This window comes from Kitasatospora sp. NPDC058162 (assembly GCF_042884005.1).
Taxonomy (GTDB): Bacteria; Actinomycetota; Actinomycetes; order Streptomycetales; family Streptomycetaceae; genus Kitasatospora.
In genome coordinates, this window is sequence record NZ_JBHVUS010000046.1 from 34,888 (window position 1) to 47,593 (window position 12,706).

A 12,706-nucleotide genomic window follows, 5' to 3' on the forward strand; every position below is an offset into this window, starting at 1 on the left:
TGTTCAGCGGGCCGTTCGGCGGTACTGTGAGGCGGCTCGCCGACGGTTGCCGTGGTCAAAGCTTGAGTTACTGAAGCACTCGGCCGTACGCTGACCCCATGGGTTCGACCTCGACGACGACCGTACCGACCAACGCCGAGCTGATGGAGGCGTTGGCCGCCGTCGGCGCCGCGTACTTCCAGGACTTCGCGGCGGCCGCGGCCCGGCACGGGCTGTCCTCCTCCCAGGCCAAGGCGCTGGGCTCGGTGCAGGAGCCGGTGCCGATGCGGGCGCTGGCCGGGCGGCTGGGCTGCGACGCGTCGAACGTGACCGGGATCGTGGACCGGCTGGAGTCCCTGGGCCTGGCCAACCGGGAGGCGGCGGCCGGTGACCGCCGGGTGAAGATCGTGGTGATCACGGCCGAGGGCCGGGAGATCCTGAACCGCATCCGCGGCGAGATGGCCCGCACCCACCAGGCCTTCTCGGCGATGACCGACGAGCAGCGGATCGCCCTGCACTCGATCTGCGGGCAGGTCCTGCCGGTGCTGGCCGGCCGGTCCGGCGGCTCGCTGCAGTAGCGCCTGCCCGGACCGGCCGTTCGCCGCTGTGCTCAGAGCGCCCCGGCGAGGTCCGGCGGCAGCGGCCGGTGGTGCAGCAGGGTGAGCGTGCGGGTGGCGCGGGTGAGCGCGACGTAGAGGTCCCGCGGGGCCAGTGCGGCCGGTTCGACCACTACGACGTGGTCGAACTCCAGGCCCTTGGCCGCCGTGACCGTCAGCGCGCCCAGCGCCTCGGCCGTCCGGTCCGCCGCGATCACGCCCGAGGTGCCGACGGCCGCGGGCAGGCGGGCGAGCGCGGCGGCGAAGTCGCCGTCCGGTACGGGAACGGCGCGGGGCGGTTCGCTGCCCGGGCGGACGGACTCCGGCGGCCGCTGTCCGGGGGCGGCGGTGCGCAGTACGGCGGCGGCGAGGGCCATGATCGGCGCGGGCGTGCGGTAGTTGACGGTGAGCTGCTCCTCGCGCCAGCGGCCGGGCACGAGCGGGTCGAGCACCTGGGCCCAACTGCGGGCGCCGGCCGCGGATCCGGTCTGGGCGAGGTCGCCGACGACGGTGAGCGAGTTGGTCGGGACGCGCCGCAGCACGGTGCGCCAGGCCATCGCGGAGAGCTCCTGCGCCTCGTCCACCACGACGTGGCCGTACGCCCAGGTGCGGTCGGCGCCGGCGCGTTCGGCGGTCGAGCGGTACGGGCCCTCGGTCCGGAACCGGTCGGCCAGTGCGGCGGCGTCCAGCAGGACGTCGTCGGTCTGCCCGGTGATGGTCAACACGACTTGGGCGAAGGCGAGTTCGTCCGGGTCCTCGGCCTCGTCGCGGTCGGTCGCGCGGAGGTCGCCGAGGAGTTCGGCGGCCTCGTCGAGCAGCGGGACGTCCTCGGCCGTCCAGGGCGAGCCGGGCGGGCGGAGCAGTGCGCGGGCGTGCTCGGGGGTGAGGGCGGGGGCGAGTCCGGCGAGCAACTCCCGGTCGGTGAAGAGCCGTTCGAGCAGCTGCTGGGGGGTGAGGGCGGGCCAGAGCGGGTCGAGCGCGGCGCGGACGTCCGCCCGGTCCCACAGCTCGCGCGGGGCGTAGTGCGCCTCCTCCTCGTCGTACGGGCGGCCGAGGGAGAGCGCCTGGGCGATGGCCAGGGCGTCCAGCAGGGTGCGCAGGTAGTGGGTGCGGGCCCGGTTGTGGGGTGCCCGCAGGCCGCGGGCGGCGTCCCGGGCCTGGGCGCAGGCGCGGGCGGAGACCCGCAGCCCGTCGCCCAGGTCGATGCCCTCGGCGGGGGCCGACTGGTGGGCGGCGACGGCGCGCCGGAGTACCTCGGCCATCCACGGGCCGCCCTTGGCGACGGCCGCGGCGGGGGTGTCGGTGCCGGTCGCGGTGACGCCGGGGAAGAGCTCGCCGACCGTGCGCAGTACCACCTCGGTCTCGCCGAGGGCGGGCAGCACCTCCTCGATGTAGCGCAGGAAGCCCGCGGTGGGGCCGACCACCAGCACGCCGCGGCGCTCCAGCGCGGCGCGGTGGGTGAACAGCAGGTAGGCGGCGCGGTGCAGGGCGGCGAGGGTCTTGCCCGTCCCGGGCCCGCCCTGGACGACCAGGGCGCCGGGCAGCGGGGAGCGGATCACCCGGTCCTGTTCGGCCTGGATGGTGGCGACGGCGGTGCCCATCCGGCCGGTGCGGTCGCGGGCGAGGGCGGCGAGCAGGGCGGCCTCGCCGACCAGGGCGCGGCGGCCGGACTCGTCGATCCGGGCGAGGTCGAGCGCCTCGTCGTCCAGGCCGGTGACGGTGCGGCCCTCGGTGTGCAGGTGGCGGCGGCGGACCACGGTGCCGGGGTGGGCGGGGGTCGCGGTGTAGAACGGGCGGGCGGCGGGGGTGCGCCAGTCGAGCAGCAGCGGTTCGTACGCCTCGTCGGTCAGTCCGGTGCGGCCGATGTAGTGGACGGTGCCGTCGCGTTCGTCGAGCCGGCCGAAGCAGAGGCCGCGCTCCACCGCGTCGAGCCGGGCGGCCGTCCGGGCGGCCTCGCGGGCGCGGACCTCGCGTTCCAGCCGGGCCTGGTGGGTGCCGCCGGCGGCCGCGCCGTCGTGGGCGTGGTCGCGGGTGTGGCGGGCGTGCTCCCGGGCGGTGTCCAGGTGCGCGTAGAGCCGGTCGAGACCGGCCTGTTCGCTGTGCAGGGCCTGGGCGAGGGCGGGGTCGGGGGCCCCGCTGGGTGCTGGTGTTCCGTTCATCGGTGTGGTATCCTTGCGGCGAGGAGTTTGTAGGGCTTCATCCGATGGTCGTTCAACCGGCCCAGCCTACCCCATCCGCCGACGTTCGGCGTGACCTCGGCTGTTAGGCTTGCGAAGCGTGAGCGCGAAGCCCCAGATCCCCAATGTCCTGGCCTCCCGGTACGCCTCGGCGACCCTGGCCCAGCTGTGGTCCCCCGAGCACAAGGTGGTCCTCGAGCGCCACCTGTGGCTCGCCGTCCTGAAGGCCCAGCAGGACCTCGGTGTCGAGGTGCCCGCGACCGCCGTCGCCGACTACGAGCGGGTGGTCGACCAGGTCGACCTCGGCTCGATCGCCGCCCGTGAGCGGATCACCCGCCACGACGTGAAGGCCCGGATCGAGGAGTTCAGCGAGCTCGCCGGCCACGAGCAGATCCACAAGGGAATGACCTCCCGGGACCTGACCGAGAACGTCGAGCAGCTGCAGATCCGCCAGTCCCTGGAGCACGTCCGGGACCGTACGGTCGCCGTGCTGGTCCGCCTGGCCGACCTGGCCGCCCAGCACTCCGAGCTGGTCATGGCCGGCCGCTCCCACAACGTGGCCGCGCAGGCCACCACCCTGGGCAAGCGCTTCGCGTCGATCGCCGACGAGCTGCTGGTCGCCTTCCGCCGCCTGGAGGAGCTGATCGCCCGCTACCCGCTGCGCGGGATCAAGGGCCCGGTCGGCACCGCCCAGGACATGCTGGACCTGCTCGGCGGCGACACCGAGAAGCTGGCCGAGCTGGAGCGCCGGGTCGCCGGCCACCTCGGCTTCGACAACGTGCTGACCAGCGTCGGCCAGGTCTACCCGCGCTCGCTGGACTTCGAGGTGCTCACCGCCCTCGTCCAGCTGGCCGCCGCGCCGTCCAGCCTGGCCAAGACCATCCGCCTGATGGCCGGCCACGAGCTGGTGACGGAGGGCTTCAAGGAGGGCCAGGTCGGCTCCTCCGCGATGCCGCACAAGATGAACACCCGCTCCTGCGAGCGCGTCAACGGCCTGGCCGTCATCCTGCGCGGCTACGCGTCGATGACCGGCGAGCTGGCCGGCGACCAGTGGAACGAGGGCGACGTCTCCTGCTCGGTGGTGCGCCGGGTCGCGCTGCCGGACGCCTTCTTCGCCTTCGACGGCCTGCTGGAGACCTTCCTCACCGTCCTGGACGAGTTCGGCGCCTTCCCGGCCGTGGTCGAGGCCGAGCTGGACCGCTACCTGCCGTTCCTGGCCACCACCAAGGTGCTGATGGGCGCGGTGCGCGCGGGCGTCGGCCGGGAGACCGGCCACGAGGTCATCAAGGAGCACGCCGTCGCCTCCGCGCTGGCGATGCGCGCCGGTGCCCGGGAGAACGAGCTGCTGGACCGGCTCGCCGCCGACGAGCGGATCCCGCTGGACCGGGCCGCGCTGGACGCGCTGCTGGCCGACCGGCTGTCCTTCACCGGTGCGGCCGGGGCGCAGGTCGCCGAGGTCGTCCGCCAGGTGGAGGCCGTCGCGGCGGCGTACCCGGCGGCGGCCAAGTACACCCCCGGCGACATCCTCTAAGAGAGCAGTATTCTCTGACGAGGAGTCAGTTGTCCGACGAGGGCCCTGCCGCCGTTCCGGTGGCGGGGCCCTCGTGCGTGCGGGGGCGGCCCGGGTCGAGCGGCGGGGTGGTGGTGGCGCAGGGCCAGTCGCAGTTCGGCTCGGCCACCGGGTGCTCCTCCTCGGGCGCGAGCACGTTGCCCCGGACGGTGGTGAAGGCGATCAGCCCGCCGGCGGTCAGCAGGCCGGCGCAGATCAGCATCGCGGTGTGGAAGGCGGAGTCCACCGCGGACGGCACCCGGTAGGCGTTGCCGCTCAGTCCGGCCAGCGCCGGCAGGGCGGCCACCGCGAGCAGGCCGGCCGCGCGGGCGGCGGCGTTGTTGACGCCGCTGGCGATGCCCGCGTGCCGCACCTCGACGGCGGCCAGCACGGTCGCGGTCAGCGGCGCGACCAGCAGGGTCATCCCGGAGCCCATCACGGCGACCGCGGGCAGCACGTCCGCCCAGTAGGAGGAGCCGGGGCCGGTGCGCAGCATCAGCAGCACCCCGGCGGCGCACAGCAGCGGGCCGACGGTCAGCGGCAGGCGCGGGCCGATCCGCTTGCCGAGGCGCCCGGCGCGCGCGGACAGGGTCAGCATCAGCACCGTGATCGGCACCAGTGCGAAGCCGGAGACCAGCGGGGAGAAGCCCGAGACGATCTGCAGCTGCACCACCAGCAGGAAGAACACCCCGCTGAACGCCGCGTAGACACAGAGGGTGACCAGGTTCACGGCGGTGAACAGCCGGGAGGAGAACAGTCCGAGCGGCAGCATCGGGTCGGGCGCGCGCCGCTCGACGGCCACGAAGGCGGCGGCCAGCAGCAGGCCGATCGCGCCGGTGACCCAGACGACGGGGGACAGCCCCTCCCCGGCGGCGGTGAGCGCGTAGGTGATCGCGCCGAGGGCGAGGGCGGCGAGCAGGGCGCCGGGCACGTCGAAGCGGCCGGTGGCGGACTCGTCCCGGCTCTCCGGGACGTAGCGGGAGGTCACCGCGATCACGGCGGCAGCCAGCGGCAGGTTCAGCAGGAAGATCCAGCGCCAGCCGGGGCCGTCCACCAGCCAGCCGCCGAGGAAGGGGCCGACGGCCGCCGACACCCCGCCCAGGCCGGACCAGAGGCCGACCGCCGCCGAGCGGTCGTCCGGGTGGAAGACCGCCTGGAGCATGGCGAGCGAGCCCGGGGTGAGCAGCGCCCCGCCGATGCCCTGGACGGCGCGGGCGGCGATCAGCACGTGGATGGTCGGGGCGGCGGCGCAGGCCGCGGAGGCGACGGCGAACCAGACCACGCCGATCAGGAAGACCCGGCGCCGTCCGTAGCGGTCGCCGAGGGCGCCGCCGAGCAGGATCAGGCCGGCCAGGGTGAGCAGATAGGCGTTCAGGGTCCATTGCAGGGAGGCGAGGGAGGCGCCGAGGTCGGCGCCGATCCGGGGCAGGGCGACGTTCACCACCGTGCCGTCGAGCATCGCCATGCTGGAGCCGAGCACCGTTGCGAGGAGTACCCAGCGACCCTGTGCGGTGCCGAGGCGCAGGGTGCCGGCTTGAGAGGTGGCCACGGGCCGAATCCTGCGCCCGCCGGGGTGTACGTGACAAGGGTCACCGGGTGGTGTGTCGGCCGGTGGCGGTGCGTGAGCGAAGGGTCGCGCAGGGGTGGCCCGGTCGGCGCAGCGTCGTGGATCAGTGGCTCCGGGTGAATGGATTGTGCACGTACGGTACAGCGGATCATTCGGAGGGTGACGGTGGCGGCGGGGTTGGTTGCGGATTCAAGAGATCGACATTGCTTCACCTGAACGGATGAGTTTTAGTTCAGCGACCGCCCGGCCAGCCCGGGCGGATCCACCGGGTGGAACGCCGAGTCCTGCCGCTGCCCGGTGGCTCGCACTGAACTCTGTACGGCAGGAGCGGGGGACCCACAGGTAAGTCGCCGGACCGGAGTTCGCGCCTTTTCAGGGCACGGACGACCAGGACCGGCTTGGGGTGAAGCCGCGCATGCGGCCGGGCAACTCCAGCCCGAACCCGACAGCTCACCTCGCAGGCGTCGGAGAGGAAAATTCCATGCCTGCACAGGCTCGTCGTATCGCCCTGCCCCGTGCCGCCCGCATCGGCATCGCCACCGCCGTCACCGGCGTCTCGTTCGTCCTGCCGCTCGTGACCGCGATGAGCGCCCAGGCGGACACCGCCCCGGCGGCCGCCGCCGCCCCGGCCGCCCCGGCCGCTTCGCAGGCCGCCGCTCCGGCCGCCGCCCAGGGGAGCTACCGCGTCGTCAGCGGTGACACCCTGTCGCAGATCGCCGACACCAAGCACGTCGAGGGCGGCTGGCACGCGCTGTACGAGCAGAACCGCTCGGTGGTCGGTGCCGACCCGAACCTGATCTTCCCCGGTCAGCAGCTGGCCCTCGCGGGCCACGCCGCTGACGCCGCGAAGCCCGCGGCCCCGGCCGCCGCCCCGGCCCCGGCGAAGCCGGCCAAGCCGGTCAAGCCCGCCGCCGCGGACTCCCAGGTGCAGGTCCAGACCGAGGCTGCCAAGCCGGGTGCTCAGCTGCAGACCCAGGTCCAGACCGCCGCCCCGGCCCAGGCCGTCACCGCCGCCCCGGTCGCCGCCACCTCCGGCTACCTCGCCCCGGTCGCCAACCCCGTGCTGGGCGAGGCCTACGGCGTGGCCGGCTCGATGTGGGCCTCCGGCCACCACACCGGCCAGGACTTCGTCGCCTCCACCGGCACCCCGCTGCGCGCCGTCGCCAACGGCGTGGTGGTGAAGGCCGGTTACGACGGCGCCTACGGCAACGAGGTCGAGATCCAGCTCGGCGACGGCAAGTACGCCCAGTACGCGCACCTGTCCTCGATCGGCGTGAGCGTTGGTCAGACCGTCACCGCCGGCCAGCAGCTCGGCCTCTCCGGTGCGACCGGCAACGTGACCGGCCCGCACCTGCACTTCGAGATCCGTACCGGTCCGGAGTACGGCTCGGACATCGACCCGGTCGCCTACCTGCGGGCGCACGGCGTCGCGCTCTGACCCACCCGGTCCTTCCGCAGGACCTTCTGAACCACCGCTGATGCGGGGCGAATCGACCGCCCGGGATGGTCATGTCGGGTGACCGCTCGACCGGGTGATCGCCGCACCAGTGGACCTGGGCGCGGGACACGCCCATGGCCGGCCCGGCCGTGCGAGACACCTCTCTCTCGCGCGGCCGGGCCGGCTGCTTCCGTTTCCCGGCCCGGGTGTTCCCGGCTCGGGGTGTTCTCGGCGTTCTTCGTGTTCTCGGTGTTCTCGGCGTTCGAGGTGTCGAACGCGGCGTCAACCCCGGGCGCGGACCGGCTGGTTGCGGCTGTTTGCGGGCCGTCCGCGATGTGCCGATCCTGGCGGCAGTCAGCGCCCGGCCGGTCCGGCGGGCGGGAGCGCCCGGGTGGACGAGGAGGCCGGATGGCCGTGCGGAGCGGGGACGTGGTCGGGGAACGGGCCCGGTCGGGCGGGGTCGACCGGCTGAAGCCGGACTCGGTCGGCCTGGTGGGCGTGGTGTTCATGGCGGTCGCCAGTGCCGCCCCGATCACCGCCATGACGGGGAACCTGCCGATCATCGTCGGGCAGGGCAACGGGGTCGGCGCGCCGGCCGCGTACGTCCTGGTGACCGTGGTGCTCACCGTGTTCTCGGTCGGGTACGTGGCGATGGCCCGGCACCTCACGGCGGCCGGGGCGTTCTACGGGTACATCTCGCACGGGCTGGGCCGGGTGGTCGGGATGGGCTCGGGGCTGCTCGCGGTGCTGGCGTACATCGTCTTCGAGGCCTCGGTCGTCGGCTTCTTCGCGTACTCGCTGCGGGGACTGGTCCGTTCGCAGCTGGGCGTGGACCTCGGCTGGGGCTGGTACGCGCTGGCCGGGGTGGCGGTGATCGGGGTGATGGCCTGGTTCGACCTGCACCTGACGACGAAGGTGCTCGGGGTGGCGCTGGTGCTGGAGGTCGGGGTGCTGGGCGCGGTCTCGCTGGCCGTGCTGGCCTCCGGCGGCGGTCCGGAGGGCATCGTCGGCGAGGCGGTGAACCCGCTGAACGCGCTGAACGGGGTGGGGGGTTCGGGCACGGCCGGGGCCGGGCTGGGACTGTTCTTCGCGTTCTGCTCCTGGGTGGGCTTCGAGTCGACCGCGATGTACGGGGAGGAGTCGCGCGATCCCAAGCGGGTGGTGCCGCGGGCGACCATGGTGTCGGTGATCGGGATCGGGCTGTTCTACGTCTTCGTGTCCTGGATGATCCTGTCCGGCAACGGCGTTGAGCACGCGATCGCGGTGGCGGGCGGGGCGGTGCCGGGCAAGGACGGGAACAGCCTGTTCTTCGACCCGCTGGGGGAGCACCTCGGCGCCTGGGCGGTGACGCTGTTCCAATGGCTGGTCGTCACCGGCTCGTTCGCCTGCGCGATGGCCTTCCACCAGTGCGCCGCACGGTACTTGTACGCGATCGGGCGGGAGGGGCTGCTGCACCCGGCGCTCGGGCGGACCCACCCGCGGCACGGTTCGCCGTACGTGGCCTCGGTCGTGCAGTCGGGGATCGCGGCCGGGCTGGTGCTGGCGTTCCTGGCGGCGGGGATGGACCCGTACGTCCATCTGTTCACGCTGCTGGCCCTGTTGGGGACGATGGCGATCCTGGTCGTGCAGACGCTCTGCTCCTTCGCGGTGGTGGGGTACTTCCATGTGCAGGGCCGGCACCCGGAGACCGCGCACTGGTGCCGGACGCTGGTCGCGCCGCTGGTCGGCGGGGTGGCGATGGGCGCGGTGGTGGCCCTGCTGGTGGCCAACCGGGGGACGGCCGCCGGGGCGGCGGCGGGCACCCTGCTGTTCGCGCTGATGCCGTACCTGGTGATCGGGGTGTTCCTGGGGGGCATCGGGACGGCCCTGGTACTGCGCCGGCGGCGGCCGGAGCTGTACGCGCGGATGGGGCGGATCGTGCTGGAGGAGGCGGCGGAGCGGTGAGCGGCCGGCCCTCTCTCGGGGGACAGCTCCGGTGGTCGGTTCCGGCGGTCAGTTCCGGTGGGCCGGGAGGCCGTGTTCGGCGGCGGTGAGCAGGTCGTGCATCCGGTGGCCGAAGTCCTCGGTGTCGCGGGCGGGTTCGGGGAAGACCAGGCGGACGTCGCGGTGGCCGTGGGAGTGGTCCAGGCGCAGCACCAGGCCGTGGCGGTCCAGGGCGAGCGGGCGGACGTCCGGGTGGTGGGCGAGCAGGACCGGGTCGAGCAGCCGGGTGAGCAGGCCGAGGGCGTCGGCGTGGTCGTCGGCCAGGTGGGTGAGCAGGGCGGCCTCGTGGCGGGCCAGCGGGTCGGGGGTGGCGAGGGCGAGGTCGGTGGCGGTGAGCGCGCCGGTGCTGTACGGGGTGGCGAGGACGGCGTGGGCGACGTCGACCCGCAGGTGGACGCTGAGGCCGTCGTCGGCGAGGTGGGCCAGGTGCAGCCGGCCGGCCAGGGTGAGCCGGGCGCGGACGCGGTCGCGGACCGCGACGGGGGAGACGTCGGTGACGTCGAGCACGACGGCCAGTCCGTCGGTGGCGCCGGCGGCGGCCGCGATGAGCGGGGCGTCCAGCGGGACGCGCAGGCGCAGCCGGGAGCCGTGGACGGAGACCGGGGTGTCCAGTTCGTGGTGCTCGCCGAGGGCGCGGACGGTGAGCGAGGAGGTCGCGCTGAGCAGGCTGTGGACCCGGTCGGCGGTGGTGGGCTCGGGCACCTCGGCGTCGCTCATGGACGGGCCTCCTTCTAGTTAGGTGAGCCTAACCTAATGTTCGTCGGGAGGCGTGGCAAGTGGGCGGCGGGCTGTGCCGAGGTGCGTCGAGGTGCGCCGAGGTGCGCCGAGGGCCCGGATGCGGGGTGGCGTCCGGGCCCTCGGGGTGCGGTGGGGCTGGGGTCAGGCGATGACGGCCTGGGCGTCGATCTCCACCAGCATCGGCTCCTGGGGCAGCTCGACGAAGATCGTGGTGCGGCAGGGCTTCACCCCGCCGGGCTTGATGTTCTCCTCGATGAACTCGGCGTAGACCTCGTTCATCAGCGGGAAGTCGGCCCGCTTGGTGAGGTAGACGCGGAACATCACCACGTCCTCGACGGTGGCGCCGCCGGCCTCGACGATGGCCTTGACGTTCTCCAGGGTGCGGCGGGTCTGGGCCTTCACGTCGCCGTGGTGGAGGTACTCGCCGGTCGCCGGGTCCTGCGGGCCCTGGCCGGAGACCTGGAGGATCGGGCCCTTGCGGACGCCCTGGGAGAACATCCAGGCGGGGGCGGGGGCGCCGTCGGTGCGGATCTCGGTCTTGTCGGAGGACATCGGGCTTCGGGCTCCTTGCATTCGGTGACGGTCAGTCAGTTGTGGTCGGGGCGGCCGCAGTCGGCCGAGACGGCGCGGGCGGTGGCGAGCAGCTGGGGGAGGAGGTCCAGCACCTGTTCGTACGGGAGGACGACGTCCGGGACGGAGATGGAGGCAGCGGCGACCACTCGGCCGCTGGCGTCCCGGATCGGGGCGGCGACGCAGTTGATGAAGGCCTCGTGCTCGGCGTGGTCCTGCGCCCAGCCCTGGGCCGCGACCTTCTCCAGCTCGGCGAGCAGCGCCTCGGGCGTGGTGAGGGTGCGTTCGGTGTGCGGGGTGAAGTCGATCCCGGCCACCACCCGGCGGCGCTCGGGCAGCGGGAGGTCGGCCAGCAGGACCTTGGAGACGGCCGCGCTGTGCAGGGCCGCGCGCAGGCCGATCCGGGAGTACATCCTGACCGGGTGGCGGGAGTCGAACTTGTCGATGTAGACCACCTCGCCGCCCTCGTAGGCCGCCAGGTGGACGGTCTGGCCGGTGGCGGCGTTCAGCTCGGCGAGGTGCGGGGCGGCGATCCGGCGCACCCCGCGCTGCTCCAGGGCGAGGCCGGAGAGGGCGAACAGGCCCGCCCCGAGGTGGTAGCGGTAGGCCGCGTCGCGGTAGACGAAGCGTTCCTCCTCCAGGCTCTGGAGCAGCCGGAGCACGGTGGTCTTGTGCACGCCGAGGACCTCGGCCAGCTGGTCCAGGGAGCGCTCGCCCTCGCCGAGCTGGGCGAGGATGCGCAGGGCGCGGGTGACGGTCTGGCTCATCGGGCTGGGACTCCGGTCGGGTGGCGGGGGTCGGTGCTCATCGTGCCCGGGCCCGATCGGGTCGGGTCCCGGCCTCCGCCGGTGCCTGGGCTCCGGTCCGCGTCCGGGTCCAGGGCCGGGCGGCGGGCAGGGCCGGGGAGGCGATGCCCCCGGCGGTGACCCGGGTGGCGGCCCAGTCGGCGGGGGAGGCGTCGAGCAGGGCGGTCAGCACCGGGGCGGGCGGCAGCTCGGCCTGGTCGCCGTGGGCGGTCAGCGCGCAGGCCGCGCTCAGGTGGCCGAGCCGCAGCCGGCGGCGCTGGTCCAGGGCGTGCAGGGTGCCGGCCAGGTAGCCGGCCGCGAAGGCGTCGCCCGCGCCGGTGGCCTCCACCACCTCGACGGTCAGGGCCGGTTCGGCGACGGCCGAGCCGTCCCGCTCCAGCGCGGTGACCACCCGGGCGGCGTCCTTGACCACCACGGTGGCGGGCGAGGGGAAGCGGCGGCGCAGTGCGGCGGGCTCGCCGGTGCCGAAGGCGGCCTGGGCCTCGTCGGCGCCGAGCAGCAGCAGGTCGGCGGCGTCCAGCAGCGGCGGCAGCACGGCCGGGTCGCGGTCCCGCCAGAGCGCGGGGCGCCAGTTGAGGTCGAAGCTGACCAGCCGCCCGGGGCGGCGGTCGGCGAGCAGGGCGCGCAGCAGGGCCAGGCAGTCGTCGGAGAGTGCCGCGGTGATGCCGGACAGGTGCAGCAGCCGGGCGCCGGCCAGCAGGCGGTCGGCGGTCGGGTCGGCGAGCAGGGCCGGGGAGAGCGCGGCGGCCGCGGAGCCGCGCCGGTGGTAGTGCAGCCGGCTGCGGCCCGGGCCGAGGTCGTGCCGGTGGCCGGTGGTGCCGCCGACCTCCTTGAGGTACAGGCCGGTCGGGCGGTGCGGGTCGACGGTGACGCCGGAGACGTCCACGCCGCGGGCGGCGACCTCGGCGAGCAGGCGGCGGCCGAAGCCGTCGTCGCCGACCCGGCTGATCCAGGCGGTCGGCACACCGAGCGCGGCCAGCGCCCCGGCCACGTTGGACTCGGCGCCGCCGACGGACAGCCGGAAGGTGTCCACGGCCTCCAGCGGGCCGGGGTGGTCGGGCAGCAGGACGGCCATCGACTCGCCCACGCACACGGCCGTCGGGGGCGGACCGGGGCGGTTCGGCCCCGGGGTGTCCTGTGGCGGCATCTGCTGGGCTCCTCGTCTGCGGCCGGTCCGTGGCGCGCGGGCCGACCGGGGGTGACCGGCAGTCGGTCGGGGTCGACCGGCGGCCGGTTCCGTTGACCGTGATCCGGCGCCGATGCTAGAACCGTGGTGCCAACATGTGCAACCCTCGTTGCACAT

General features: G+C 74.3%; 10 protein-coding genes and 1 riboswitch. Of the genes, 4 read left to right on the forward strand and 6 right to left on the reverse strand.

Annotation, left to right across the window (positions count from 1 at the left end; translation table 11 throughout):
* The first annotated feature begins 98 nt into the window (after positions 1-98).
* A complete protein-coding gene (locus ACFVXG_RS41570; protein ID WP_387935661.1) occupies positions 99-557 on the forward strand; it encodes a MarR family winged helix-turn-helix transcriptional regulator in 459 nt (152 codons plus the stop codon).
* 32 nt (positions 558-589) lie between these two features.
* Here ACFVXG_RS41570 and ACFVXG_RS41575 read toward each other — a convergent pair whose 3' ends face one another.
* Positions 590-2,734, reverse strand: coding sequence for a HelD family protein (locus ACFVXG_RS41575; RefSeq protein WP_387935663.1), 2,145 nt, complete (start codon positions 2,732-2,734; stop codon positions 590-592).
* A 109-nt stretch (positions 2,735-2,843) separates the two neighbouring features.
* Here ACFVXG_RS41575 and purB point away from each other — a divergent pair, with 109 nt between their 5' ends.
* The gene (gene purB / locus ACFVXG_RS41580) at positions 2,844-4,283 is read left to right on the forward strand and encodes an adenylosuccinate lyase (RefSeq protein WP_387935665.1); all 1,440 of its coding nucleotides are present in this window, start codon (positions 2,844-2,846) and stop codon (positions 4,281-4,283) included.
* A 25-nt stretch (positions 4,284-4,308) separates the two neighbouring features.
* On the opposite strand, the gene ACFVXG_RS41585 is transcribed toward purB, so the two are convergent.
* Positions 4,309-5,766, reverse strand: coding sequence for an MFS transporter (locus tag ACFVXG_RS41585; protein WP_387935706.1), 1,458 nt, complete (start codon positions 5,764-5,766; stop codon positions 4,309-4,311).
* Positions 5,767-6,163: 397 nt separating this feature from the next.
* Positions 6,164-6,347: riboswitch (cyclic di-AMP (ydaO/yuaA leader) on the forward strand.
* Positions 6,348-6,349: 2 nt separating this feature from the next.
* Between ACFVXG_RS41585 and ACFVXG_RS41590 the strand changes: the two genes are divergently transcribed.
* Positions 6,350-7,306, forward strand: a complete 957-nt coding sequence (locus ACFVXG_RS41590) for a peptidoglycan DD-metalloendopeptidase family protein (RefSeq protein WP_387935667.1) — start codon at positions 6,350-6,352, stop codon at positions 7,304-7,306.
* A gap of 408 nt (positions 7,307-7,714) precedes the next feature.
* Positions 7,715-9,250: an APC family permease gene (locus ACFVXG_RS41595; protein WP_387935669.1), complete on the forward strand. Its 1,536-nt coding sequence runs from the start codon at positions 7,715-7,717 to the stop codon at positions 9,248-9,250.
* 48 nt (positions 9,251-9,298) lie between these two features.
* On the opposite strand, the gene ACFVXG_RS41600 is transcribed toward ACFVXG_RS41595, so the two are convergent.
* The 4 genes from ACFVXG_RS41600 to ACFVXG_RS41615 form a co-directional block, all read right to left on the reverse strand.
* A complete protein-coding gene (locus ACFVXG_RS41600) occupies positions 9,299-10,006 on the reverse strand; it encodes a DUF2470 domain-containing protein (protein WP_387935670.1) in 708 nt (235 codons plus the stop codon).
* A gap of 162 nt (positions 10,007-10,168) precedes the next feature.
* Positions 10,169-10,579 carry a RidA family protein gene (locus ACFVXG_RS41605; RefSeq protein WP_387935672.1) on the reverse strand — a complete coding sequence of 137 codons (411 nt, stop codon included), beginning with the start codon at positions 10,577-10,579 and terminating at the stop codon, positions 10,169-10,171.
* A gap of 35 nt (positions 10,580-10,614) precedes the next feature.
* Entirely contained in the window at positions 10,615-11,364 is a 750-nt protein-coding gene (locus tag ACFVXG_RS41610) for an IclR family transcriptional regulator (protein ID WP_387935674.1), read from the reverse strand.
* Between the two features lie 37 nt (positions 11,365-11,401).
* A complete protein-coding gene (locus tag ACFVXG_RS41615) occupies positions 11,402-12,550 on the reverse strand; it encodes a sugar kinase (RefSeq protein ID WP_387935676.1) in 1,149 nt (382 codons plus the stop codon).
* Positions 12,551-12,706 lie beyond the last annotated feature (156 nt).